The sequence below is a fragment of the Streptomyces sp. NPDC057616 genome, from assembly GCF_042800575.1.
Classification (GTDB): domain Bacteria; phylum Actinomycetota; class Actinomycetes; order Streptomycetales; family Streptomycetaceae; genus Streptomyces.
In genome coordinates, this window is sequence record NZ_JBHVGU010000028.1 from 109,277 (window position 1) to 133,224 (window position 23,948).

General features: G+C 71.7%; 20 protein-coding genes. 5 read left to right on the plus strand and 15 right to left on the minus strand.

The window, feature by feature from the left end; all coding sequences use genetic code 11:
* Positions 1–114: 114 nt before the first annotated feature.
* The 4 genes from ACFU97_RS31085 to ACFU97_RS31100 all read right to left on the minus strand — a co-directional run bounded on the left by ACFU97_RS31085 (position 115) and on the right by ACFU97_RS31100 (position 6,422).
* Positions 115–1,533: a sugar porter family MFS transporter gene (locus ACFU97_RS31085; RefSeq protein ID WP_384263298.1), complete on the minus strand. Its 1,419-nt coding sequence runs from the start codon at positions 1,531–1,533 to the stop codon at positions 115–117.
* A 204-nt stretch (positions 1,534–1,737) separates the two neighbouring features.
* Complete coding sequence (gene smc, locus ACFU97_RS31090) at positions 1,738–5,337, minus strand: chromosome segregation protein SMC (protein ID WP_384263300.1); 3,600 nt, start codon at positions 5,335–5,337, stop codon at positions 1,738–1,740.
* Positions 5,338–5,555: 218 nt separating this feature from the next.
* Entirely contained in the window at positions 5,556–5,759 is a 204-nt protein-coding gene (locus tag ACFU97_RS31095) for a hypothetical protein (RefSeq protein ID WP_058922942.1), read from the minus strand.
* Positions 5,760–6,140: 381 nt separating this feature from the next.
* On the minus strand, positions 6,141–6,422 hold the full coding sequence (locus ACFU97_RS31100; RefSeq protein WP_384263304.1) for an acylphosphatase: 282 nt from the start codon (positions 6,420–6,422) through the stop codon (positions 6,141–6,143).
* A gap of 177 nt (positions 6,423–6,599) precedes the next feature.
* Between ACFU97_RS31100 and ACFU97_RS31105 the strand changes: the two genes are divergently transcribed.
* A complete protein-coding gene (locus ACFU97_RS31105; RefSeq protein WP_384263306.1) occupies positions 6,600–7,730 on the plus strand; it encodes a CAP domain-containing protein in 1,131 nt (376 codons plus the stop codon).
* A gap of 236 nt (positions 7,731–7,966) precedes the next feature.
* Here ACFU97_RS31105 and ACFU97_RS31110 read toward each other — a convergent pair whose 3' ends face one another.
* On the minus strand, positions 7,967–8,236 hold the full coding sequence (locus tag ACFU97_RS31110; RefSeq protein WP_384263309.1) for a hypothetical protein: 270 nt from the start codon (positions 8,234–8,236) through the stop codon (positions 7,967–7,969).
* Between the two features lie 55 nt (positions 8,237–8,291).
* Entirely contained in the window at positions 8,292–8,873 is a 582-nt protein-coding gene (locus ACFU97_RS31115) for a flavodoxin family protein (protein WP_384263311.1), read from the minus strand.
* 102 nt (positions 8,874–8,975) lie between these two features.
* Here ACFU97_RS31115 and ACFU97_RS31120 point away from each other — a divergent pair, with 102 nt between their 5' ends.
* Complete coding sequence (locus ACFU97_RS31120; RefSeq protein ID WP_384263314.1) at positions 8,976–9,377, plus strand: winged helix-turn-helix transcriptional regulator; 402 nt, start codon at positions 8,976–8,978, stop codon at positions 9,375–9,377.
* On the opposite strand, the gene mutM is transcribed toward ACFU97_RS31120, so the two are convergent.
* The 8 genes from mutM to recG all read right to left on the minus strand — a co-directional run bounded on the left by mutM (position 9,350) and on the right by recG (position 16,664).
* Positions 9,350–10,210 carry a bifunctional DNA-formamidopyrimidine glycosylase/DNA-(apurinic or apyrimidinic site) lyase gene (gene mutM / locus ACFU97_RS31125; RefSeq protein WP_384263316.1) on the minus strand — a complete coding sequence of 287 codons (861 nt, stop codon included), beginning with the start codon at positions 10,208–10,210 and terminating at the stop codon, positions 9,350–9,352. The genes ACFU97_RS31120 and mutM overlap by 28 nt on opposite strands.
* A gap of 114 nt (positions 10,211–10,324) precedes the next feature.
* Positions 10,325–11,167, minus strand: coding sequence for a ribonuclease III (rnc, locus tag ACFU97_RS31130; protein ID WP_384263319.1), 843 nt, complete (start codon positions 11,165–11,167; stop codon positions 10,325–10,327).
* A gap of 7 nt (positions 11,168–11,174) precedes the next feature.
* A complete protein-coding gene (rpmF, locus tag ACFU97_RS31135) occupies positions 11,175–11,348 on the minus strand; it encodes a 50S ribosomal protein L32 (RefSeq protein ID WP_003951102.1) in 174 nt (57 codons plus the stop codon).
* Positions 11,349–11,350: 2 nt separating this feature from the next.
* A complete protein-coding gene (locus ACFU97_RS31140) occupies positions 11,351–12,001 on the minus strand; it encodes a YceD family protein (protein ID WP_384263322.1) in 651 nt (216 codons plus the stop codon).
* Between the two features lie 129 nt (positions 12,002–12,130).
* Entirely contained in the window at positions 12,131–13,213 is a 1,083-nt protein-coding gene (locus ACFU97_RS31145) for a DivIVA domain-containing protein (RefSeq protein WP_384263325.1), read from the minus strand.
* 58 nt (positions 13,214–13,271) lie between these two features.
* Positions 13,272–13,751, minus strand: coding sequence for a pantetheine-phosphate adenylyltransferase (gene coaD / locus ACFU97_RS31150; protein ID WP_384263358.1), 480 nt, complete (start codon positions 13,749–13,751; stop codon positions 13,272–13,274).
* Between the two features lie 26 nt (positions 13,752–13,777).
* Positions 13,778–14,365, minus strand: coding sequence for a 16S rRNA (guanine(966)-N(2))-methyltransferase RsmD (gene rsmD, locus ACFU97_RS31155; protein WP_384263327.1), 588 nt, complete (start codon positions 14,363–14,365; stop codon positions 13,778–13,780).
* A 79-nt stretch (positions 14,366–14,444) separates the two neighbouring features.
* Complete coding sequence (recG, locus tag ACFU97_RS31160) at positions 14,445–16,664, minus strand: ATP-dependent DNA helicase RecG (RefSeq protein WP_384263330.1); 2,220 nt, start codon at positions 16,662–16,664, stop codon at positions 14,445–14,447.
* Between the two features lie 163 nt (positions 16,665–16,827).
* Here recG and ACFU97_RS31165 point away from each other — a divergent pair, with 163 nt between their 5' ends.
* Positions 16,828–18,729: an HSP90 family protein gene (locus ACFU97_RS31165; protein WP_384263332.1), complete on the plus strand. Its 1,902-nt coding sequence runs from the start codon at positions 16,828–16,830 to the stop codon at positions 18,727–18,729.
* Complete coding sequence (locus ACFU97_RS31170; protein ID WP_384263334.1) at positions 18,729–21,683, plus strand: tetratricopeptide repeat protein; 2,955 nt, start codon at positions 18,729–18,731, stop codon at positions 21,681–21,683. The genes ACFU97_RS31165 and ACFU97_RS31170 overlap by 1 nt, the downstream gene beginning before the upstream one ends.
* A gap of 44 nt (positions 21,684–21,727) precedes the next feature.
* Here ACFU97_RS31170 and ACFU97_RS31175 read toward each other — a convergent pair whose 3' ends face one another.
* Positions 21,728–23,431 (minus strand): DAK2 domain-containing protein, encoded by a 1,704-nt coding sequence (locus ACFU97_RS31175; protein WP_384263337.1) that lies wholly within the window; start codon positions 23,429–23,431, stop codon positions 21,728–21,730.
* A 254-nt stretch (positions 23,432–23,685) separates the two neighbouring features.
* Here ACFU97_RS31175 and rpmB point away from each other — a divergent pair, with 254 nt between their 5' ends.
* Positions 23,686–23,871: a 50S ribosomal protein L28 gene (rpmB, locus tag ACFU97_RS31180; RefSeq protein WP_003993230.1), complete on the plus strand. Its 186-nt coding sequence runs from the start codon at positions 23,686–23,688 to the stop codon at positions 23,869–23,871.
* Positions 23,872–23,948 lie beyond the last annotated feature (77 nt).

A 23,948-nucleotide genomic window follows, 5' to 3' on the forward strand; every position in this document is an offset into this window, starting at 1 on the left:
GAAGGGAAAAAGAACCCCCCTGCTCCTCCTCGCCAACGGACAACACAGAACCCCCGGTGGGGTACGAGGAGAAGGGCAGCGGGGACTGGGCCCGACTCCTCGGCTCGGGGGGCCTCAGCCCATCTCCTCCAGTGCCTTGCCCTTCGTCTCCTTCACGAACTTCAGGACGAAGGGGATGGAGAGCGCGGCGAAGACCGTGTAGATCACGTAGGTCGCGGAGAGGTTCCAGTCGGCCAGCGACGGGAAGCTCGCGGTGATGGCCCAGTTGGCGATCCACTGCGCGGAGGCGGCCACACCCAGCGCGGCGGCGCGGATCTTGTTCGGGAACATCTCGCCGAGCATGACCCAGACGACCACGCCCCAGGACAGCGCGAAGAAGAGGACGAAGACGTGGGCGGCGATCAGGGCGGTCCAGCCCTGCGCGGCCGGGAGCTTGCCGTCGACCAGGTGGTGCGAGAAGGCCCAGGCCTCGAGCGCGAGACCGACGACCATGCCGGCCGAGCCGATCAGGGCCAGCGGCCTGCGGCCGACGCGGTCCACGAAGACCATGGCGATCACGGTGCCGACGATGTTGATGATCGACGTGGTGAACGAGTAGAAGAAGGACTCCGTCGGATCGACGCCGACCGACTGCCACAGCGTCGAGGAGTAGTAGAACGCGACGTTGATGCCGACGAACTGCTGGAAGACCGAGAGGCCGATGCCGACCCAGACGATCGGCTTGAAGAAGAAGCCGCCGCCGAGCAGGTCCTTGAAGGTGGACCGGTGCTCGCTCTTCATCGCGTGCTCGATCTCGTCGACGCGCGCGGTCAGGTCGGAGTGCTCGCCCTCGACCTCGGCGAGGATCTCGCGGGCGCGGTCGCGCCTGCCGACGGAGATCAGGAAGCGGGGGGACTCGGGGATGACGAAGGACAGCACGCCGTAGACGACGGCCGGGACCACCATCACGCCGAGCATGACCTGCCAGGCCTCCAGGCCCATCAGGGTGCCGCGCTGGTCGCCGCCGGCGGCGTTGAGCAGACCCCAGTTGACCAGCTGCGAGACGGCGATGCCGATGACGATCGCGGCCTGCTGGAAGGAGCCGAGCCGGCCGCGGTAGGCGGGCGGGGCCACCTCGGCGATGTAGGCCGGGCCGATGACCGAGGCCATACCGATGGCGAAGCCGCCGACGATCCGCCAGAAGGCGAGGTCCCACAGGGCGAAGGGCAGGGCCGAGCCGACGGCGCTGATGGTGAACAGCACGGCGGAGATCTGCATGCACCGGATGCGGCCGATGCGGTCGGCTATGCGGCCGGCGGTCGCGGCGCCGATGGCGCAGCCGATCAGGGCGATGGCGATGACCTGGGCGAGGGCCGCGGACCCGATGTCGTAGCGGTCTCGGATGGCCTCGACCGCACCGTTGATCACCGAGCTGTCGTACCCGAAGAGGAAGCCGCCCATGGCGGCCGCCGCCGCGATGAAGACGACGCGCCCGAGATGTTCGGGATGAGCCGTACCGGCTCCTGACTTGGGTGCCTGCGCAGTGCTGGTCACTGGGAACTCCTCGGGCCACCGGCGTCACTGCCGGAGTGGGGGGCGCCTGTCAGGTTCAAGTGGCACACAGGTACACGCCGCTCACACCTGAAGGTAAAAACAACGTTCCCGAGACTATGCCTTCAAGTTTCGAAGTCAATAGGGCGTTGACTGTGAGCTTGCAGATACAGCCGTCCCAGATGTGTTCACTTCTTGAAGAGTTCGTTAACGCAGCCGCTGCGAGATGACCTTGGACACACCGTCACCCTGCATGGAGACGCCGTAGAGCGCGTCGGCGACCTCCATGGTCCGCTTCTGGTGCGTGATCACGATGAGCTGCGAGGCCTCCTGCAGCTCCTGCATGATGCGGATCAGCCGCTGGAGGTTGGTGTCGTCGAGGGCGGCCTCGACCTCGTCCATGACGTAGAACGGGCTCGGCCGGGCCTTGAAGATCGACACCAGCATCGCGACGGCCGTCAGGGACCGCTCGCCGCCCGAGAGCAGGGAGAGCCGCTTGACCTTCTTGCCCGGCGGACGCGCCTCCACGTCGACGCCCGTGGTGAGCATGTTGTCGGGGTCCGTCAGGATCAGCCGCCCCTCACCACCGGGGAAGAGCCGGCTGAAGACGCCCTCGAACTCCCGGGCCGTGTCCCGGTAGGCCTCCGTGAAGACCTGCTCGACCCGCTCGTCGACCTCCTTGACGACCTGGAGCAGGTCCGCTCGGGTCTTCTTCAGGTCCTCCAGCTGCTCGCTGAGGAACTTGTGCCGCTCCTCCAGCGCCGCGAACTCCTCCAGCGCCAGCGGGTTGACCTTGCCGAGCTGCTGGTAGGCCCGCTCGGCCGCCTTGAGGCGCTTCTCCTGCTCGCCCCGTACGAACGGCCTCGGCCGGTTGCGCGGGTGCTCCGGGTCCTCCGGCAGCTCCTCGCCCTCGGCCGGCGGCGACGGCGGCACCGGCTGGTGCGGGCCGTACTCGGCCTCCAGCCCGGCCGGCTCCACGCCGAGTTCCTCCAGCGCCTTGGTCTCCAGCTGCTCGATCCGCATCCGCTTCTCGGCGCCCAGCACCTCGCCGCGGTGGACGGAGTCGGTCAGCTTGTCGAGCTCGCCCTTGAGGTCGCGGCCCGTGGTGCGGGCGGCGGTCAGCTCCTGCTCGCGGCGGGCCTTGGCGGCGTCGGCCGCGGTGCGCTCCTCGTCGGCCCGGGCGACGGAGACCTCGACGTGCGCGAGCAGCTGGCGCGCGCCGGAGGCGACGGCCTCCGCGACGGCCGCCTCATGCCTGAGGCGCGCCCGCCGCTGCTCGGCACGCGCGCGTGCGTCGCGCTCGGCCCGGGCGGCGCGGTCGAGGGAGTCGGCGCGGCCGGCGAGGCCCTTGACCCGCTCCTCGTGCGTACGGACCTGGAGGCGGGCCTCCATCTCGGTCTGGCGGGCGTTGGCGCCGTCCGCGGCGAGCCGGTCGCGGACCGAGGTGTCGGGCTCCTCCTCGACCGGCATCTCCTCGGCCACGGCGAGGCGTTCGGCGAGCTCCTCGACCTCCTGGAGTGCCTTGTCCAGCGACTCCTGCGCCCGTGCGGCGGCCGCGACGGAACGTTCCGCTTCTCCTGCCGCGCCCCGGGCCTGGCCCGCGAGCCGTCCGAGCTGCTGGGCCACGGACGACTTCTCCCGGTCGGCGGCCCTGCGCCGCTCCCCGGCCTCCTCGACGAGCGCGGCGCATTCCCGGCGCCGCTCCCCCGCCGCGTGCTGCGTTTCGGTCAGCTCCTCGCACCGCACCGCCAGCTCCTCCAGCTCGGCGGCGGCCTCGTCCACGGAGGCCTGCACCTCCAGGAGGCTGGGCGCGCCAGCGGAGCCGCCGTGGGCGAAGTGGGCGCCGAGGAGGTCACCTTCGGCGGTGACGGCGGTGAGGTGCGGGTTGCCGTAGACGAGGTCCTCGGCATCCTCCAGGGTGCCGACGACGACGATGTTGTGAAGGAGGCGGCGTACGGCGGGCATGAGGTCGGAGGGGCCGCGGACGAGATCCGCCGCACGGGAGTGCCGGGCGGTCGCGGGTGCGTCGTGGCCGGGCGCGCCGCTTCCCGCGCTCCCGGAGCCGGTGTCGGCGACCGTCTCCTCCGGCGCTCCGGCCAGCAGCAGGGACGCGCGTCCACCGTCCTGCTTGCGCAGCATCCGGATCGCGTCGGCCGCCGCCGACGGAGAGGTGACCGCCAGCGCGTCCGCCGCCGCCCCGAACGCCGCGGCCAGCGCGACCTCGTGGCCCGGTGTCACCGTCAGCAGTTCGGCGGCCGGACCCAGCAGGCCGGTGAGGCGGTCCTTCGCGCCGAGCAGTATGCCCGTCCCGTCCTTGCGGCGCAGGCCGAGCGCCAGCGCCTCGTGCCGGGCCTGGGTCGCGGCGCGCTTGCGCTCCGCCGCGGTGGCCGCCTCCCGGGCCGCCGTCAACGCGGCCTCGGCGTCGGCCAGTTGACGTTTCGCCGCCTCGTGCTGCGCGCCGAGCTCCGCGTCGTCGGCGTCGAGGCCGTCGACCTCGGCCTTGAGGGCCTCGTACTCCTCCTGGGCGGCGACGGCACGTTCCTGCGCCTCGTCGCGGGCGGCGGCGAGCCGGTCGATCTCGGCCTGAGCGGAGGCGGCGCGCGAACGGGCGGCGTTGACCTGTCCGTTCAGCCGGGCCAGGCCCTCGCGGCGATCGGCGATGGCGCGCGCGACGTCCTTCAGACGCCGCTCCTCCTGGGCGAGTTCGCGCTCCAGCTCGGCCCGGTGCGCGACCGTGTCCTCCAGAGCGTGCTCGGCCGCCTCCAGGGCCGCCTCCAGCTCGGCCTCCTGCTCCCGGATGCGGGCGGCCTCGCGCTCCATGTCCTCCGGGTCGCGGCCGCGCCGCTCCTCGGGCGGCACCGACGTCGCGCTCTTCACCCGCGCGTCGGCCAGTGAGATCGTGCCGCGCACCCGCTCTGCCAGCTGCGAGAGTTCGTACCAGGTCTGCTGGGCGCGCTGCAGGCGCGGGCTGAGCTGCCGTACCTCGTCCTCCAGGAGCGCCTCGCGCTGCAGGGCCTTCTTGAGGTCCTGCTCGGCGGCCTCCTTGCGCTCCTTGAGCGCCGCCTCGTCCGCGACCTCGGTCCTCAGCGCCTGCCGCAGCCGTACGAGATCGTCGGCGAGGAGGCGCAGGCGGGCGTCGCGGAGGTCGGCCTGGATGACGGCGGCCCGGCGCGCGACGGCGGCCTGGCGGCCCAAGGGCTTGAGCTGGCGGCGCAGTTCGTCGGTCAGGTCCTGCACGCGCGCGAGGTTGGCCTGCATCGCGTCGAGCTTGCGGAGCGCCTTCTCCTTGCGCTTGCGGTGCTTGAGGACGCCGGCGGCCTCCTCGATGAAGGCGCGGCGGCCCATGGGGTCGGCGTGCAGCACCGAGTCGAGCTGGCCCTGGCCGACGATGACGTGCATCTCGCGGCCGATGCCGGAGTCGGACAGCAGGTCCTGGATGTCGAGCAGCCGGCAGGTGTCGCCGTTGATCTGGTACTCGCTGCCGCCGTTGCGGAACATGATCCGCGTGATGGTGACCTCGGCGTACTCGATGGGCAGGGCGCCGTCGGAGTTGTCGATGGTGAGGGACACCTCGGCGCGGCCCAGCGGGGGGCGGCCGGTGGTGCCGGCGAAGATGACGTCCTCCATCTTGCCGCCGCGCAGCGACTTGGCACCCTGCTCACCCATGACCCAGCTCAGGGCGTCCACCACATTGGACTTGCCCGAGCCGTTCGGCCCCACGACACACGTGATGCCCGGCTCGAACCGGAGCGTGGTCGCCGAGGCGAACGACTTGAACCCGCGGAGGGTCAGGGCCTTGAGGTGCACGCCGCCGGACTCTACCTTCCGCCGCCATCCCGCACGATGAACCCGGGCCACCTGGCGGTTTCACGCATGAACATGCAGGGCACACCAGACGTTATAGAAGGTGAAAGGATGCGCGGGGGAAAGAAAGAAGGGACGCCGAAGCGTCCCTTGCCAAACTCTGACAACTCAGCGGTTGATACGGGCGGCCCAACCACTGCTGTCGTGGTTCGATGCAGTGATCAGGTGAGCGCAGGCTCCGCCTGGTGTGCGTCGATGCTCTCCATGATCCTGTCGTGAGAAGCGGCAGCCGTGAGCGCGTCGTTCTCGGCCTGGATCCGTACGAGCTCGGATTCCAGGTCCTGGACGCGCTGCTGGAGCCGTCGCATCTCGGCGAGGAGTCGAGGGTCGGAGCCGCCGACGTAACCGAGAAGCGCCTTTGCCATGATGGATGGTCCTCCACAATGAGTGACCGACCGAAGCGGTGTGGGTCGTGAGGGAATCGCACCCGCGGTGCTTGACACTCTTGAGTTCTTGCTGCCGTTCATCCATGCCAAACAGCTAGGTGCGCGGGGTGCTTTCAGCGTCTCACCAAAAAGTTTGACGGTCAACACGATCACGCCCCGTATTGGCGGGCAACCCGGGGGTGCGCGGCCTGGAAGCGGCGGCGCTCGACTCCTGCGGGGCCCTCAGGGCGTGTCGATCATTCTTGAGTGCGGAGCCTGCCACGACAAGGGGTTCTTGGCAACCACCAGGCAATATCTGCTCCTGGCACCCGCAGTTGGCAGGTTCGCGCGCCGCGGCCTGGGCCGCTTTACAGAATCGTCTCAGCGGATGGCGAAGCCGTCGTAACCGCCGCGGGGTGTGTCCCAGATCTCGGTGACGCCGTCGACCCTGCCGGGCGTGTCGTCGCCCTGGAGCCAGTCGAGGAGACCCTCGCACCGCTCCCGGGAGCCCTCGGCGACCACCTGGACCCGTCCGTCGCCCAAATTGAGAGCAAAACCACTCAGGCCGCCGAGCTCGAGGGCCTTGGCCCGCGTGAACCAGCGAAAACCCACACCTTGGACGCGTCCCCGCACCCAGGCGACCAGCCGCACATCCTCGCTCATGGGTGCAACCTAACCGGCCAATGTCTCTCGGGACACTTCCTCCCCTGGCGCCATGCGGTACCGTCCCCACCCAATGAATCTCATATGAAACTCACTCGTTGGAGTGAGTTGACGTGAGCCAGGTCACCCGCAAGATCCTTTTGTGCGGGGCGGCCGCAGGACGAGGAAGGCCAGAACATGGGACGCCACCGACGCGCAGACGCCGGCCGCGCCGCCACGGGACGCGCCACGGGGGTCACCGCACGAGACGGCTCGTACACGAGCAGCTACGACCCCCGGAAGTACTCGTACAGCTATGAACCGCACGAGGCTCCGGCGGGCCCGGAGACCTACGCGGTCGACGGGCCCCCCACCATGGGCACCGCCCCGTATCTGCGCTCGGACGACTACGCCGTGGCCGAGGCGCGCAGTGCCGCGTACCTCTTCGCCTCGGAGGAGGACTTCGCGACGGTCTTCCCCGAGCACGGGATCTCGCGCGACAAGGGTGCCCGGCGGGGCGGGTCGCGCCGCAAGAAGAAGGCCGTGACGCCGGTGCGCACCGGTCTGCTCGGGGTGTCCGCCGCCGTCGCCATCGGCACGGTCGCGGTGGCCACGGGCGCGATGCCCGGCCTGGAGAACTACAAGCTCGGCGGTGGCAGCGGCGGCGGCGACAAGGTGCAGGCCGCGAGCACGCCGACCAACTCGGCGGCCGAGCAGGGCGGCTCCTCCGGCAGCGTCGAGAACCGCGACCAGGGGTCGTCCACGAGCCGTGACGCCGACCGCCAGGCCTCGCCCTCGTCGCCGAGCCCGGCGACCTCCACGGCGGCGCCGACCGAGGCGCCGACGAAGAAGCCGAAGACGACGCCCGGCAAGAAGCCCGAGACGACGCCGTCGAAGAAGGAGCAGAGCAAGCCGCCGAAGAAGAGCGCCGCTCCGGTGACGGTGTCCGCGGAGGCGGCCGCCGAGGCGGAGGTGCTCCGGCTGGTCAACGACGAGCGGGCGAAGGCCGGCTGCAGCGCGGTGTCCGCCAACAGCACGCTGTCGAAGCTGGCGGAGGCCTTCAGTGCGGCCATGGCCGCGGAGGACTTCTTCGACCACACCGACCCCAGCGGGGCCACTCCGTGGGACCGGGCCTCCCAGCTCGGCATCACCAACCTCGGCGGCGAGAACATAGCCCGGGGCCAGGCCGACGCGGCCGCGGTGATGGAGGCCTGGATGAACAGCCCCGGCCACCGCGCGAACATACTGAACTGCGACTTCAAGACCCTCGGCGTCGGCGTCCACTTCGGCGAGGGCGGCCCTTGGTGGACGCAGGACTTCGGGTACTGAGGTAGCGGCAGGCCAGAACCCTTGGCGGACCCCTGCTCGAGGAGTCGCGCAGGGCCTGGGAGCGGGAGGACGCGGAGGCCGCCCTGGCCGCGGACGAGGCCCTTCACGCGCTGGGGCTGGAACTCGTGCCGGACGGCGGGGGCGAACCCATCACCGAGTTCCTGCTGCACGTCCCCATGGACAAGGGCCCGGCGCGCTTTCGTCACTGACCTCGGGCCCCGTAGATCCCCGTCGTCTCACGTGCGTGGGATGAGGCGGACCTCTACGCCCTCGGTGCGGGCCGACCATTCCTCGCCGTGGGAGAGGGGCTCCGGGGCCTCCCGCAGCATGCGGGTGCGGATCAGGTCGGCCGAGGCTTTCAGGGCCTTCCAGGGTGCGTCGGAGTCGAAGGCCCGGCGGCCGCGCTCGACGGAGATGTCGAGCGCGCGGACGGCCGCCGGCACGTCGGCGGCCTCCTCGCCGGCCTGGCCCACGCCGTCCAGTGACCAGTAGATCCACAGGCTCACGCTGAGACGATGCCAGCGCGGCGCCATGGTCACCAGTCACCCCGCACCCCGCGCCTCAGGCGGCGCGCCCCAGCAGGAACTGCCGCGCCGTGTCCGTCACCCGGCGCCCCAGGTGCTCGGCGGTCCGGACGTCCGCCTTGTGGACGGCGTCCGGGCCCTCGTCGACGTTGGTCGAGGCGGCCGCGCCCGCGAAGACGCCGAGGCGGTTGAGGTCGTGCTCCGAGCCCTCGCTGTTGTTCCAGCCGGGGTGCAGGCCGAGGTTGACCCAGTGCATGCCGTGCTGCCCGGCGAGGATCTGGAAGAACTGCAGGGTGTGCAGCTTGTCGCCGCTCTTGGAACCGGAGTTGGTGAATCCGGCCGCCAGCTTGTCCTTCCAGTCCTGCCCGAACCAGCGCTTCGAGGACGCCTCGGCGAAGACGTGGAAGGCGCCGGAGGCCGTGCCCATGTAGGTCGGCGAGCCGAAGACGATGGCGTCCGAGCCGTCCAGCAGCGCCCACTGCTCGTCGGTGATCTCGTCGACCCTGATCAGGTGCACCTCGGCACCGGCTTCGGCGGCGCCGTCGCGGACGGCCTCGGCGAGGACGGCGGTGTGGCCGTAGCCGGAGTGGTAGGCGATGGAGACAACAGGGGTGGTCACGATGCGTACTCCTGGGATGGTGGTGGCAATAACGAAAGGAAAGCACTAACTTTTGGTTAGTGCAACCTGCCGGTTAGCGCTGCGTTCGAGTACGCTTAAGGAATGGACACCACGCAGGAGCTCAGGGAGGCGGCCGACCTCCCGTACAACGTGTTCGCCAAGGCCTGCCCTTCGCGCGGCACGCTGGAGCACGTGACGGGCCGCTGGGGCGGACTCACCCTCTGCGCGCTGCAGGAGGGCACGCTGCGCTTCAACGAGCTGCGCCGGCGCGTCGACGGCGTGAGCGAGAAGATGCTGTCCCAGACCCTGCACGCGCTGGAGCGCGACGGTCTGGTGATCCGCGAGGCCCAGCCGACCAACCCGCCCCGCGTGGACTACGAACTGACCCCGCTCGGCCGGGAGGTCGCCGAGCGGCTGCTCGGCCTGATCCACCTCGTGGAAGGCCGCATGGACGACGTCCTCGCCGCCCGGGAGCGCTACGACGCGGACCGCGGCGCCTTCTGACACTTGGGGCAGAAGTAGCTCGACCGGTTCATCCACGGGCGGCGGCGCATCGGCGTGCCGCACCTCTTGCAGGGCAGCCCCTCACGGCCGTACGCGTCGAGGGACCGGTCGAAGTACCCCGACTCCCCGTTGACGTTGACGTAGAGGCTGTCGAAGCTGGTGCCGCCGACGGCGAGCGCCGCGTTCATCACGTCCCGTACGTGGCCGAGGAGTTCGGCGGTGCGCGGGCGGGTGAAGCCGGCCGTCGGGCGCTCGTAGTGCACGCGGGCGCGCCAAAGGGCCTCGTCCGCATAGATGTTGCCGACCCCGCTGATCAGCGACTGGTCCAGAAGGGCCCGTTTGATGGTGGTGCGCTTGCGGCGCAGCGCCTGGTGGAAGGCCTCGTCGTCGAACAGCGGGTCGAGGGGGTCGCGGGCGATGTGCGCGATGACGTCCGGCAGGCCCTCGGGGGTGTTGTCGTGCAACGACAGCCCGCCGAAGGTGCGCTGGTCGACGAAGCGGAGTTCCGTGGCGAGGTCGTCGGCGAAGCGGACGCGGATGCGCAGGTGCTTCTCGTCGGGGGCCGTGGCCGGCTGGACCAGGAGCTGGCCGCTCATGCCGAGGTGTGCCAGGACCGACTGGCGGGTGTCCTCCAGGGGCAGCCACAGGTACTTGCCGCGGCGGCTCGGAACGCCGACGCGGTGGCCCTTCAGACGGTGCGTGAAGTCGTCGGCACCGGCGATGTGGCGGCGTACGGCGCGCGGGTGCAGCACCTCGGCGTCCGCGACGACCCGGTGGGCGACCCACCGCTCAAGACCCCGGCGGACGACCTCGACCTCGGGCAACTCGGGCATCGGAACCCCCGTACGGAACGCTGTGGATGAGCCGAGCGCCCGCCCCGGGCGGGGCGGGCGCTCAGGTTGCGCTGTGCCTCGGGCAGGGGCTCCGCGCGGGGCGGAGCTCCTGCGTCAGGCAGAGACGGAGGTCGGGCCTTCGTGGCCGTCCTCGGCGGCGGCCTTCTCGGCCGCCTCCTTCTCGGCTCGCTCGTCCGCCGCGGCCCGGATGGACCGCCAGGCGGACTCGGCGGCCTGCTGCTCCGCCTCCTTCTTGCTGCGGCCGGTGCCGGTGCCGTACGAGACGCCTCCGACGCGGGCGGCAGCAGTGAAGGTCTTCTCGTGATCGGGGCCGGTCTCCGTGACCAGGTACTCGGGCACGCCGAGCCCCTCGGTCGCGGTGAGCTCCTGGAGACTGGTCTTCCAGTCCAGGCCGGCTCCGAGGTTCGAGGACTTCTCGATCAGCGGGTCGAACAGGCGATGCACCAGTTCGGAGGCCGCTTCGAGGCCCTGGTCGAGATAGACCGCGCCGATCACCGCTTCCAGGGTGTCGGCGAGGATGGACGCCTTGTCCCGGCCGCCTGTGCCCTCTTCACCACGGCCGAGCCGGATGAAGGCGCCCAGGTCGAGCCCGCGGCCGACCTCCGCCAGCGCACGCGAGTTCACCACCGCGGCCCGCAGCTTGGCCAGCTGGCCCTCGGGCAGATCGGGGTGAGTGGTGTACAGCGTGTCCGTGACCACGAGGCCCAGCACGGAGTCCCCGAGGAACTCCAGCCGCTCGTTGGTCGGCAGACCGCCGTTCTCGTACGCGTACGAACGGTGGGTCAGCGCACGCACCAGAAGGGCGGACTCGAGCTTGTACCCGAGCCGCCCTTCCAGAAGCGTGTGGGACGAGGCCGTGTTGTCCGCTTTCTTCTTGGCGGGTGGATCCGCCTTGGCGTCATCCGCCTTCTTGGCAGTGGACACGGTGCCTCTCACCAGCCGCTCAGACCTCGAGGACCTGGCGCTTGTTGTAGGTGCCGCAAGACGGGCACGCGATGTGCTGCTGCTTGGGCTCGTGGCAGCGCTCGCACGCAACCAGGGTGGGGACCGCAGCCTTCCACTGCGACCGGCGGTGGCGCGTGTTGCTGCGCGACATCTTCCGCTTCGGAACAGCCACGGCTACTTCTCCTGCTTCTCGTCGACGCCCGCTTCCGCGTCAGCGCCGCTCATCTCGTCCTTCTCGCCGTCTTCGAGTGAACCGGCGAGTCCCTGCAGTGCCGCCCAACGGATGTCGACGGCGTCGTGGTGGTGGTCCGGGTCGTCCACCAGCCGCGCCCCGCACTCGGAGCACAGACCCTGGCAGTCGTCCTGGCACACCGGCTGCATCGGCAGTGCGAGCACCACCGCATCACGCAGCACTGGCTCGAGGTCGAACAGGCCGTCCTCGAGAAAGAGCCTGTCCTCGTCGTCCTCGGCGTCGTCGTCGGGCTCCGCTTTCACACGGCCCCGCTCATCGGCGTCAGGGTACGAGAACATCTCCTGGAATTCCGCTTCGACGTCGAGCTGAAGCGGCTCCAGACACCTTACGCACTCCCCCTCGGCCTGTGCACGGGCGGTGCCTGTGACAAGCACCCCTTCCATGACCGACTCGAGCCGGAGTTCGAGCTCCACCGGGGCGCCTTCCGGCACTCCGATGACTCCCTGCAGACCGAGGTCCTTGGGAGCGTCCACCGTGCGGGACAGTCTCTGCAGCGCACCAGGACGCCGGCCCAGCTCGTGAGTGTCGAACACGAGGGGGTTGCGGTGGTCGAGGCGAGCGTTGGGAGCCATTCCTGCTTTCGATCTGAGCTCAGAGGGACGCCGCCCGCGGTGTTCCTGGGCAGCGTTGATCGCGGACGTACGCGCGACCGAAGAGCCAGGATACCGGTCCTTTCGCCCACGGCCCAATCCGCGGGTCCCTTACTGGCCGCGACCCTGCTCGTACGCCCTCAGCTGCTCGGGCGTGATCATGCCGGTGTCGAAGAGACTGGTCTCGTCGAGCGCGTACGACTGCTGCTGCTGATGCCCCTGCTGCTGGTCGTGGTGCTGCTGCATCTGGTTGGGGTCGTACGCCCCCTGCTGGGCGTCGTAGCCCTGGTAGGCGTACGGGTCGGCCTGCTGGTAGCCGTAGGCGTCCTGCTGGCCGTAGCCCTGCTGCTGGTAGGCGTCGGCGTACGGGTCGGCCTGCTGCTGGTAGCCGTAGGCCGGCTGCTGCTGGGCGTAGTCCTGCTGCTGGGCGGCCTGGTGCTCGGCCGCGGCGGCCGCCGCCGTGGCGGTGTCCTGCTCGGCGAGGGCCGCGAGGTCGGCCAGGTAGTCGGCGTCGCTGGAGTGCTGGAAGGACGTGGCGTCGTCGGCGAGCGCGCTGAGGTCGTCGGTGGCGATCCGGCCGTGCAGCTTCTGGCGGCCGCGGCCGACGGCCTCCAGGGTCTTGGCGAGCACCGCCTCGAAGGCGCCGAGCTTGACGTCCACGTACGCGTCGGCGTCCTTGCGCAGGGTCTCCGGGTCGTGGCTGCGCTCGGGGGCGTCCTCGTCCTCGTAGCCCTGCTCGTCGAGGCCCGGGCCGGTGCCGAGGAGCTTCTCGCGGCCGCGGCCGACGGAGCCGAGCGTCTTGGTGAGGACGACCTCGAAGTTGGCGAGCTTGGAGTCGACGTAGTCGTCGGCCTCGGCGCGGATCTCCTCGGCCTCCTGACGGGCCTCGGCGACGATCCGCTCGGCCTCGTTCTGCGAGCGGCGGGCGACCTCGGTGTCGGAGATCAGCGAGCCGCGCTCGGCGTGCGCGGTCTGGATGATCCGCTCGGCCTCCTGACGGGCCTGCTCGACCATCTGCTCACGGTCGCCGATCAGCTCCTGGGCCTGCGCGAGGGAGCCGGGCAGCGCCGCGCGGACCTCTTCGAGCTGGGCGAGCAGCTCCGCGCGGTTGACCACGCACGACGCCGACATGGGCATCGACCGGGCGCTGGAGACCGCCGCGACGATCTCGTCGAGCTTCTTCTGCACGTCCACCGTGTGCTCGCCACTCTCTACCGATGTGTTGGAGACGGACGGGACGACTGTAGCCCCATCAGTCCGTGCGCAGACGCTTGTTGAGCGCCTCCAGGACCACCGGCGGGACCAGGTGGGACACGTCTCCGCCCCAGGTGGCGACCTCCTTGACGAGCGAGGAGGACAGGAAGCTGTAGGTGGGGTTGGTCGGCACGAACAGCGTCTCCACGCCGGAGAGGCCGTTGTTCATCTGCGCCATCTGCAGTTCGTAGTCGAAGTCGCTGACCGCGCGCAGGCCCTTGACGATGGCGGGGATGTCGCGCTGCTTGCAGTAGTCGACGAGGAGGCCGTGGAAGGCCTCGATCTTCACGTTGCCGTACTCGGCGGTGACCTGGCGGATCAGCTCGATCCGCTCCTCGATCTCGAACAGGCCCTTCTTGGCCTTGTTGATCATGACCGCGACATAGACCTCGTCGTACAGACGGGAGGCGCGGGAAATGATGTCGAGGTGTCCGTTGGTGATCGGGTCGAACGACCCGGGACATACGGCGCGGCGCACTTGTGATCCCTCGCTCTCCGGTCCGGTCATCGTGCGTCTTCGCACGTAGAGGCGGCGCGACCGTACCAAAACGTTCCCTCGCCGTAGCGACGGGCCCGGATCGCCTCGAAGCCGTCCGGCCACACGAATTCGCCGCCTCGGGTGCTGCGCTCCACGGTGACGAGGGCTTCCTTCGCGAGCCAGCCCTCCGAGCGGAGTGTGAGCAGGATCTCGCGAAGATCGTGGTCCGTGACACGGTAGGGAGGGTCCAGGAAGACGATGTCGTACGGATCCGCCGGCGCCGGGGACTGGATGATCTGTTCCGCTTTGCCCGCCCTCACCTCGGCGCCGGGCAGGCCGAGATTCCTGACGTTCTCTCGGATCGTGCGGGCGGCGCGGGCGTCCGCCTCGACCAGCAGGGTGTGGCTCGCGCCACGGGACAGGGCCTCCAGGCCCACGGCGCCGGAGCCTGCGTAGAGGTCGAGGACACGCTCGCCGCCGAGGGGGCCGCCGAGCAGCGACTGCCAGGTGGAGAACAGACCCTCGCGGGCGCGGTCGGAGGTGGGGCGGGTGCCGGTCCCTGGCGGGACGGCCAGGCGTCGTCCGCCGGCTGCACCGGCGATCACGCGGGTCATCTTCGGTCCTTGGTCGTGGGCGGCTTCAGGTTCAGTGTGGCTGGTCGGGCAGTTCCCCGCGCCCCTGAGGGAGTCATCCTCACCCCTTTTCCAAGTACTGCTCTCTTTCCTCGTCCAAGAGGGCGTCCAAGGCTGTACGGAGGCCCGGAAGACCCGCCAGCTCCGGATCCGACGCCACCACTGCCGCCGCCTCCTCCCTCGCCTCCGCGATGATCTCCTCGTCGTCGATGACGGCGAGCATGCGCAGGGATGTGCGGGCGCCGGACTGGGCCTGGCCGAGGACGTCGCCCTCGCGGCGCTGTTCGAGGTCGATACGGGAGAGCTCGAAGCCGTCGAGGGTGGAGGCGACCGCGTTCAGGCGCTGGCGGGCGGCGCTGGCCTCCGGCATCTCGGTGACCAGCAGGCAGAGGCCGGGTGCCGAGCCGCGGCCGACGCGGCCGCGGAGCTGGTGGAGCTGGGAGACGCCGAAGCGGTCGGCGTCCATGATGACCATCGCCGTGGCGTTCGGGACGTTGACGCCGACCTCGATGACCGTCGTCGCGACGAGGACGTCGGTCTCGCCGGCCGCGAAGCGGCGCATGACGGCGTCCTTGTCGTCGGGGTGCATACGGCCGTGCAGCACCTCGACGCCCAGGCCCTTGAGCGGGCCCTTCGCGAGCTGCGCCGCCACGTCGACGACGGCGAGCGGCGGGCGCTTCTCCGCCTCGTCCTCGGGGGACGCCTTCCTGCCGGACTTCTTCGGGTCGTCCTCGTCGTCCCCGATGCGGGGGCAGACGACGTACGCCTGATGGCCGTTGCCCACCTCCTCGCGCACGCGCTCCCAGGCGCGGGAGAGGAAGTGCGGCTTGTCGGCGGCCGGGACCACGTGCGAGGCGATGGGCGAGCGGCCCGCGGGGAGCTGGTCGAGGACGGAGGTCTCCAGGTCGCCGAAGACGGTCATGGCGACCGTGCGCGGGATCGGGGTGGCCGTCATGACAAGCAGGTGCGGCGGCTGCTTGCCCTTGCCGCGCAGGGCGTCGCGCTGCTCGACACCGAAGCGGTGCTGCTCGTCGACCACCACCAGCCCCAGGTCGTGGAACTGGACCTTGTCCTCGATCAGCGCGTGCGTGCCGATCACGATGCCCGCCTCGCCGGTGGCCAGGTCCAGCATCGCCTGCCGGCGCGCGGCGGTGCCCATCGAACCGGTCAGCACCACCACCTTGGTCGCGTGCTCGGCCCCGCCGAGCATGCCGCCCTCGGCCAGCTCCCCCATCATCTCGACGACGGACCGGTGATGCTGCTGGGCGAGCACCTCGGTGGGCGCGAGCATGGCGGCCTGCCCGCCCGCGTCGACCACGGCGAGCATGGCGCGCAGCGCCACCATCGTCTTGCCCGATCCGACCTCTCCCTGCAGCAGGCGGTGCATGGGGTGTTCCGTCGCCAGGTCGTCGAAGATCTCCCTGGAGACCTTCTGCTGGCCGTCGGTGAGGGTGAAGGGGAGGCGGTCGTCGAAGGCCGTGAGGAGCCCGGACGGCTTGGGTCTGCGGGCCACCGCCGGGAGTTGGGCGTCGGCGTGGCGGCGGCGGGCGAGGGCGACCTGGAGGACGAAGGCCTCGTCCCACTTGAGGCGGGAGCGGGCGTCCTCGATGTCCGCCTTGGTGTGCGGGCGGTGGATCTTGAGCAGGGCCTCGGGGAGGGTGACCAGGCCGCGGCCCTCGCGGAGGGCGGGCGGCAGCGGGTCGATCGCGTCCTGGGCGCTGGGCAGGACCGTCTGCAGGGCCTTGCCGATCTTCCAGGACTCCAGCTTGGCGGTGGCGGGGTAGATGGGGATCAGGGCGCCGGCCCAGGTCTCCACCGTCTCGTCGCTGTCGCCGCGCAGCAACTCGTAGGCCGGATGGGCCAGTTGCAGGCGGCGGTTGAAGAGGGAGACCTTGCCCGCGAACATCGCGCGGGTGCCCGGCAGGAGCTCCTTGTGGGGCTTGTGAACGCCGTTGCCGAAGAAGACCAGTTGGAGGCGGCCGCTGCCGTCGGTGATGGTGACCTCCAGCCGCTGGCCCTTGCCGCGGGGGGCCTTGGCGGAGGCGAAGGTGTGCAGCCGGGCGTCCGCGACCATCGCGACCACCGTGACGTGCTCGTCCATCGGGAGGTCGGCGAGGTGGGTGAGCTGACCACGCTCCTCGTATCTGCGCGGGTAGTGGTGGAGGAGGTCGCCGACGGTGTGCAGGCCGAGGTGCTCGGCCATCACCTTCGCGGTGGCGGGGCCGAGCACCGACTTCAGCGGCTGTTGCAGTGGTTCTTGCAGTGCGGGCACGAGATCCATTGCACACCACGTCACTGACAATCCCGTATACGTCGCGGGAAACCCCTGGTCAGGCGGCTGGTTCCGGTCGTAGGATGGCGCGCTCCGGCCATGCCGCGGTCACCGCCCCACCAGGACCGCCCGACCCCGCGCCGTGCTCTCTCCTCCCACCGGCGCTGCGACGATGGACTCCCAGACCTCACAGTCATCCCAGCCGTCCCAGTCACCTCACACCTTCCAGGTCGACCTGCGTGGTCTGGTGGACCTGCTCTCCCATCACCTCTACTCCAGCCCCAAGGTCTATCTGCGCGAACTGCTGCAGAACGCCGTGGACGCCATCACCGCCCGGCGCGCGGAGCAGCCCGGCGCGCCGGCCCGGGTGCGGCTGTACGCCGAGGCGGGCACCCTGCGCGTCGAGGACACCGGCGTGGGTCTCACCGAGGCGGACGTGCACGACCTGCTGGCCACGATCGGGCGCAGCTCCAAGCGGGCCGACCCGATCGCGGACGGGCTCCAGGAGGTCCGCTCCGACTTCCTCGGGCAGTTCGGCATCGGCCTGCTGGCCTGTTTCGTGGTCGCCGAGCGGATCCGGGTGGTCAGCCGCAGCGCGCGCACGCCGGACGCGGCCCCGGTGGAGTGGACGGCGAGCGACGACGGTTCGTACACCGTGCGGACGCTGCCGCACGAGGCCCGGCCCGAACCGGGCACCACCGTGCACCTGGTGGCGCGGGCGGGGGCCGGAGAGTGGCTCACGCCCGGCCGGGTCCTCACGCTGGCCCGTGACTTCGGGTCGCTGCTGCCCTACGACGTCCGGGTCGGCGACGAGGCGGTCACCGATCTGCCCGCGCCCTGGGACCGCCCGTACCCCTCTCCCGCCGCCCGCCGGGTGGCCCTGGCGCGGCACTGCCACGACCTGTTCGGCTTCACGCCGCTGGACACGATCGGGCTGGACGTGCCGCTGGCCGGGATCCGCGGGGTGGCCTACGTGCTGCCGTCGGCGGTCAGCCCGGCCCAGCGGGCCACGCACCGCGTGCACCTCAAGGGCATGCTGCTGACCGAGCGGGCCGAACAGCTGCTGCCGGACTGGGCGTTCTTCGTGCGGTGCGTGCTGGACACGGACAGCCTGCGGCCCACGGCCTCGCGCGAGGCGCTGTACGAGGACGAGACGCTGGCCGCCGTACGGGAGGCGCTGGGCGAGAAGATCCGGTCGTGGCTGACGGGACTGGCGGCCGGCGACCCGGAGCGGCTCGCGGCCTTCCTGTCGGTGCACCACCTGGGCGTGAAGTCGCTGGCGCGGCACGACCGGGAGATGCTGCGCACGATGCTGCCGTGGCTGCCCTTCGAGACCACCGACGGACGGCTGTCCCTGGAGGAGTTCGCGCTGCGGCACCCGGTGGTGCACTTCACCCGGACGGTGGAGGAGTACCGGCAGGTCGCGCCGATCGCGTCCGCGCAGGGCGTCGGGGTGGTCAACGGCGGCTACACGTACGACAGCGAGCTGGTCGAGGCACTGCCGTCGGTGCGGCCGGGGACGGTGGTCGCGGAGCTGGACGCGGACACCGTGACGGCGCATCTGGACTCGGTGGACGCCGCCGAGGAGCTGGCGCTGTCGGAGTTCCTGGCGGCGGCGCGGGCCACGCTGGACGCCGTGGGGTGCGACATCGTGCTGCGCGCCTTCCACCCGCTGTCGGTCCCCGCACTCCACCTCGACGACCGGGCGGCCCGCCATGAGCAGGCCCGTGCCGAGGCCGAGGAGCAGGCCGACGACCTGTGGGCCGGGATCCTGGGCTCGCTGCGGGGCAGCGCCCCGCGCGCGCGTCTGGTGCTCAACCATCTCAACCCGCTGGTCCGCAGGATCAGCTCGCTGCGCGACCCGGAACTGGTCGGCACCGCCACGGAGTCCTTGTACGGGCAGGCGCTGCTGATGGCGCAGCGTCCGCTCAGACCGGCGGACACGGCCCTGCTGAACCGGTCGTTCATCGGCCTGCTGGAATGGGCGACCCACGGTGATTCCAGCGATTTCGATGATGCCGGTGAATCCGGTGATTCCGGCACGACGGACGACTCCACGGGGGGCGGTTTCTGATGAGTGAGATCACGGACTTCGACTCCCTGCGCCGGGAGATGGCGGAGAACGGCGAGCGTCCGGAGGGCCCGGCGCGCAACGCGCGCGCGGAGCAGCTGCTCACCGAGGCCGAGAGGCTGGGCATCCCGCTGGCCGTGATCGAGGCGCTCGGGCACCAGCTGAAGGTCTACAACTACAGCTCCGAGAAGGACAAGATGTTCGTCCCCTTCGCGCGCCTGCTGCGCATGTGGGACGAGCGGCCCGAGGACTTCGACGCGTACGAGGTGCACTCGCTGCACTGGGTCTTCAAGTGGATGTCGTCCGGCATGCTCGACCAGCCGCACGTGCCGCTGGCCTCGATCGAGAAGTGGCTCGGCGAGATGGAGCACCGCTACCGCCTCGCGGGGCACTCCGAACGGGCGGTGCGCGGCGCGGAGTTCAGTGTGGCCGCGCATCTCGGTGACATCCCGCGCGCGGAGCGGGCGTACGCCGCGTGGCTGGCCGCCGACCGCGACAGCATGGCCGACTGCCACGCGTGCGAGCTGCACGAGCAGGGCTGGTGGCAGGAGCGGCAGGGGCACGACGCGAAGGCGCTGGAGCTGTGGGCGCCGGTCCTGGAGGGACAGTTCACGTGCGCGCACGAGCCGCACGCGGTCCTCGCGTCCTCCCTGGTGCCGCTGCTGCGGCTGGGCCGCACGGACGAGGCACGCGCGCACCATCTGCGGGGCTTCCGGCTGGTGCGGGGCATGGAGAGCATGCGGGGCGCGTACGCGGACCACGTGGAGTTCTGCGCGCTGACCGGCAACGAGGCGCGCGCGCTGGAGCTGCTGGCGGAGCGGCCGGCGTACTTCACGGACACGGGGCAGCCGCGCAGCCGGCTGGACTTCCTCAGTGTGGTGACGCTCCTCATGGAGCGCCTGGACGCGGTGGGGCTGGGCGAGCGGCAGGTGCCGGGACCGGCGGGCCGGTCGTGGACGGCGCGCGAACTCGCCGCGCACGCGCGTGCGGAGGCCCTCGCCCTGGCCGCCCGTTTCGACGAGCGCAACTCCACCTCCTACGTCAGTGAGCGGGCACGCGCGCGTATGGCGCAGTCCCCGCTGGTGGAGCGGCTGCCGCTCGGGGTGCGCACGGCACGCCGGGTGTCCGCGCCCGCCGTTCCGGCGCAGGCTCCCGCGCCCGTGGCGGCGCCGGACCTGCCCGCCCTGCTCGCGAAGGCGCGCCGGATGTCGGACACCCTGCGGCCGAACGCCATGGACGCCTGGGCGGAGGTCTCGCGCGCGGCGGCGGGCGTCGAGCTGGACGCCCGCGACCGCGCGGAGATCGCCGACCACGAGGCGATGGACCGGGGGCCCGAGGGCGCCGCGCTCTTCGAGCGGGCCGCCGAGCTGTACTCGGAGGCGGGCGACCCCGGGGAGGCGCTGGCGGCACGCACGCGTGCGGCGTACGCACGCGCGCTGGCGGGCCTGGTGGACGAGGCGCTCGCGGCGGTCGAGGAGCCGTACGACCAGGTGCTGGCGCTGTATGCCGAGGAGGCGACGGGCGTGCGGCAGACGGCGTCCGTGCTGATGGGGCGGGCGCGGATCGTGATGCGGCGGGTGCTGGACGCCGACCCGGCGGACGGCGGGGAGGGCGGCGGTGCGGCCGGTGCATCGGTTCTCGCCGAGGCCGAGGCCGCCGTGCGCGAACTGCTCGCGCTGGTCGGCGGGTACGCCGGTGACGACGTGCGGATCGCCGCGCGGGCCGCCGAGGCGCGGGCCATGCTGGCGGAGCTGGCGGTGCGGCGCGGGGACCTGGAGACGGCCGTCGAGCTGTTCGGGCGGGCCACGGCCGCGTTCGTCGAGGCCGGACTGCCGTGGTTCGCGGTGGAGTACGAGGCGCGGCTCGCGGGGCTGGCCCACCACCTGGGCGACATCTCGGGGGCGGAGCGGGCGCTGCGGGCGGCCCTGGAGCACGGTGGAGCGCATCTGGAGGCCGTCGGGCGGGCCCAGTTGCACCTCCAGCTCGGTGAGGTCCTCGGCGGGCGCGGGCTGTCCGTGGAGGCCGCCGAGCACGCCCTGGAGGCGGCGCACTGGGCCGACGAGGCGGGCGAGAGCCGGACGCTGGGCGCGTGGGCGCGGCAGCAGCTGGGCGGGTTCCTGCTGCGGCAGGGCCGGTTCGCCGAGGCGGCGGAAGTGCTGGAGTCGGCGCTGCCCGATCTGAACGCCGAGACGCACGGCGACGGCGCGGTGGTGCAGACGCAGTGGTGGCTGGGCGACTGCCTGAGCGAGCTCGGGGAGCACCGCGCGGCGGCCGAACGGCGGCTGCAGGCGGCCGAGATCGCCCGGCACTGGCCCGAGCAGCACGACCACGCGACGCTCGCCCATCTCGCCGCCGAGTCCCTCGGCGCGGCGGGTCAGCCGGCCGACGCCGACCGGGCCTACGCACGCGCGGGCGAGCTGTGGCGCTCGCTCGGCAACGTGCACGGCCTGGTGCGTTCGCTGCGCGCACGCGCGTGGCTGGCGCTGCGCGCCGAGGACGGGGCGGACGCCGCACGGGCGTCCATGGCGGACGCGGTCCGGGAGTGCGAGGCGGCGCTGGGCGCCGCCGGGGCCGACGAGGAGGCGCGGCAGCGGCTCGTCGCCGAACTCGGGCACACCCACCGCCAGTTCGGTGACCTGCTCGCCCGTTCCGCCGCCGAGGACGCCGACGACGAGGCGATCCGGGCCGCGCTCGAGGACGCGCTGGCCCAGGTCACCGAGGCGGTCGCGGTGTTCGCCTCGCTGGGGGACGACGCCCTGGACAGCCGTACCGGCGCGGAACTCGCCGCGGGCTGGCTGGAGTCCGACCTCGGCCGCCCCGACCGCGCGACGGCACACGCGCGTGCGGTCCTCGCGGCGTACGACGGCGCGGACGACGAGGACGAGACGGCACAGGAGCGGCGTGCGGAGGCCGGGCAGATGCTGCAGGTGATGGAGGAGCAGCGCAACGCCGGCTGAGGGGCGGGCGGCGCGGGGACAGGGCGCCGGAGCCGTGAGGGGTGCTACTCCACCCCGATGAGCAGCAGCGCGCCCTGCCGGCCGCCGCGGTAGACCACCGTGTCGACGGCGAGGTACGACTCGCGCACGCGTGCCTCCAGCCGGTCGGCGACCGAGTCGGGGGCGTCGTCGCCGAGGACGAGGGTGACGAGTTCGCCGCCGGCCTGGAGCATGCGGTCCAGGACGGCCTCGGCGATGGCGATGACGTCGGAGCCGATGACGGCCACGTCGTCCTCGACCAGGCCGAGGACGTCGCCGGCCTGGCAGATGCCGGCCATGGTCCAGGACTCGCGCTCGGCGACGGCCACCTCGGCGTACCGGGTCGCGCCCGCCGCCGAGGTCATCGACACGACGTCCTCGTCGAAGCGGCGCTCCGGCTCGTGCACGGCGAGCGCCGCGATCCCCTGGACCGCGGACCGGGTCGGGATGAGGGCCACGCGGATGCCCTCGGTGCGGGCCTGCTCGGCCGCCGCGGCCGCGGTGTGCCGCAGGTCGGCGTCGTTGGGCAGCAGCACCACCTCGCGCGCGTGCGCCCGCCGTACCGCGTCGACGAGCTCCCCGCTGGCGGGCGCCTCCCCCGGGCGCGCGAGCACGGTGGTCGCGCCGGCCTCGGTGTAGAGCCCGGCCAGGCCCTCGCCCGGCACGACGGCGACGACGGCGCGCTGGACCCGCTCCCGCGGCGGCCGTTCGCCCCCGCGCGTGTGCACGTCGCCGACCCCGAAGTGGGTGATCCGGATCCGGTACGGCCGCCCGGCCTCGACGCCCGCCTCCACGGCCGCGCCCGCGTCGTCGACGTGCACGTGGACGTGGACGTTCCACAGCCCGTCGCCGCCGACCACGACCAGCGAGTCCCCGAGGGCGTCGAGGCGGGTTCGCAGCCGCGCCACGGACGCGTCCTCCGCCTCCAGCAGGTAGATCACCTCGAACGCGGGGCCCCCGTCCTGCGGGGAGGGGGCGCAGTCCTCGTCGGCGGGGACGCCGGCCGACCCGTCCGCGGGGCCGGACGGCGGCAGCTTCGCGACCGACGATCCGGCGACCGCCCTCGGCGCCTCCCCCGTGAACGTCTCCACCAGCGCGGCGAGCACCGCGACCAGCCCGCGCCCGCCCGCGTCGACGACGCCGGCGCGCCCCAGCACCGCCAGCTGCCCCGGGGTCGCGGCCAGCGCCGCGCACGCTCCCTCGTAGGCCGCCCGCGCCACCGTCCCGCAGTCGCCCTCGATCACGCCGACGGCGTCGGCGGCGGCCGAGGCGACGGACAGGACCGTCCCCTCCACGGGGTGCGCGACGGCCTGGCGGGCGGAGTCGGCCGCCTTCCGCAGGGCGAGCCGGAGGCCCGGGCCGTCGGTGTGAGGCGTCTCACCGTCGGCGGTCAGCACCTGCGCCATACCGCGCAGCAGCTGCGCGAGGATTGTCCCGGAGTTCCCCTGGGCGCCTATCAGCGCGCCGTGCGCCATCGCGCCCGCCGCGTCGGCCAGCGTCGGCTTCCCCGAGGCGCCGGCTTCCACCTCGTGGGCGGAGAAGACGGCCTCCACGGCCGCGACGGCGGACTCCACGGTCAGATAGAGGTTGGTGCCCGTGTCCCCGTCGGCCACGGGGTAGACGTTGATCGCGTCGATCTCCTCACGCGCGCGTCCCAGCGCCTCCAGCGCGAGACCGCACCAGGAGCGCACCGCGAGAGCATCGAAGAATGTCTGCGGCACCTGCGCCACCTGCGCCTCCTTGAGCTGTGAATGGGACGCAGCGTAGACCCCGCAGCGGTGTCCACCGGAAGAGGGCCGGGAGCGGAGCCCTGAGCAGCCATGGTAGTTTCGTTGTACTGGCGCAGTCGTTGTATGCTGCTCCGGTTGCCCGACACCGATCGGGCTCGCCCCTGGCACCGCCACCCAGATCTCTGATCCTGCGATCTCGATCCCGGCATGCCGGGACCCAACCGTAAGTGCATCTGAAGTCTTTGGAGTGACCCGTGGCTGCCAACTGCGACGTCTGCGGCAAGGGGCCGGGCTTCGGCAACAACATCTCGCACTCGCACCGCCGTACGTCCCGTCGCTGGAACCCGAACATCCAGCGCGTACGTACCGTGGTCGGCGGGACGCCGAAGCGCGTGAACGCTTGCACCTCGTGCATCAAGGCCGGCAAGGTCTCGCGCTGACGCCAACAGCTGAGCGCGCGGCCACTGCTGGTTCGCTGCACTGAGCCGGTCCACCTCTGGTGGGCCGGCTTTTTGCT

What these genes read in the sequence shown, in the direction of transcription:
- ACFU97_RS31095 (WP_058922942.1), bottom strand. Translation starts at nt 5,759, where the DNA reads ATGGCAAAGGCGCTTCTCGGTTACGTCGGCGGCTCCGACCCTCGACTC.
- ACFU97_RS31100 (WP_384263304.1), bottom strand. Translation starts at nt 6,422, where the DNA reads ATGAGCGAGGATGTGCGGCTGGTCGCCTGGGTGCGGGGACGCGTCCAA.
- ACFU97_RS31105 (WP_384263306.1), top strand. Translation starts at nt 6,600, where the DNA reads ATGGGACGCCACCGACGCGCAGACGCCGGCCGCGCCGCCACGGGACGC.
- ACFU97_RS31120 (WP_384263314.1), top strand. Translation starts at nt 8,976, where the DNA reads ATGGACACCACGCAGGAGCTCAGGGAGGCGGCCGACCTCCCGTACAAC.
- mutM (WP_384263316.1), bottom strand. Translation starts at nt 10,210, where the DNA reads ATGCCCGAGTTGCCCGAGGTCGAGGTCGTCCGCCGGGGTCTTGAGCGG.
- ACFU97_RS31140 (WP_384263322.1), bottom strand. Translation starts at nt 12,001, where the DNA reads ATGGCTCCCAACGCTCGCCTCGACCACCGCAACCCCCTCGTGTTCGAC.
- rsmD (WP_384263327.1), bottom strand. Translation starts at nt 14,365, where the DNA reads ATGACCCGCGTGATCGCCGGTGCAGCCGGCGGACGACGCCTGGCCGTC.
- recG (WP_384263330.1), bottom strand. Translation starts at nt 16,664, where the DNA reads ATGGATCTCGTGCCCGCACTGCAAGAACCACTGCAACAGCCGCTGAAG.
- ACFU97_RS31165 (WP_384263332.1), top strand. Translation starts at nt 16,828, where the DNA reads ATGGACTCCCAGACCTCACAGTCATCCCAGCCGTCCCAGTCACCTCAC.
- ACFU97_RS31170 (WP_384263334.1), top strand. Translation starts at nt 18,729, where the DNA reads ATGAGTGAGATCACGGACTTCGACTCCCTGCGCCGGGAGATGGCGGAG.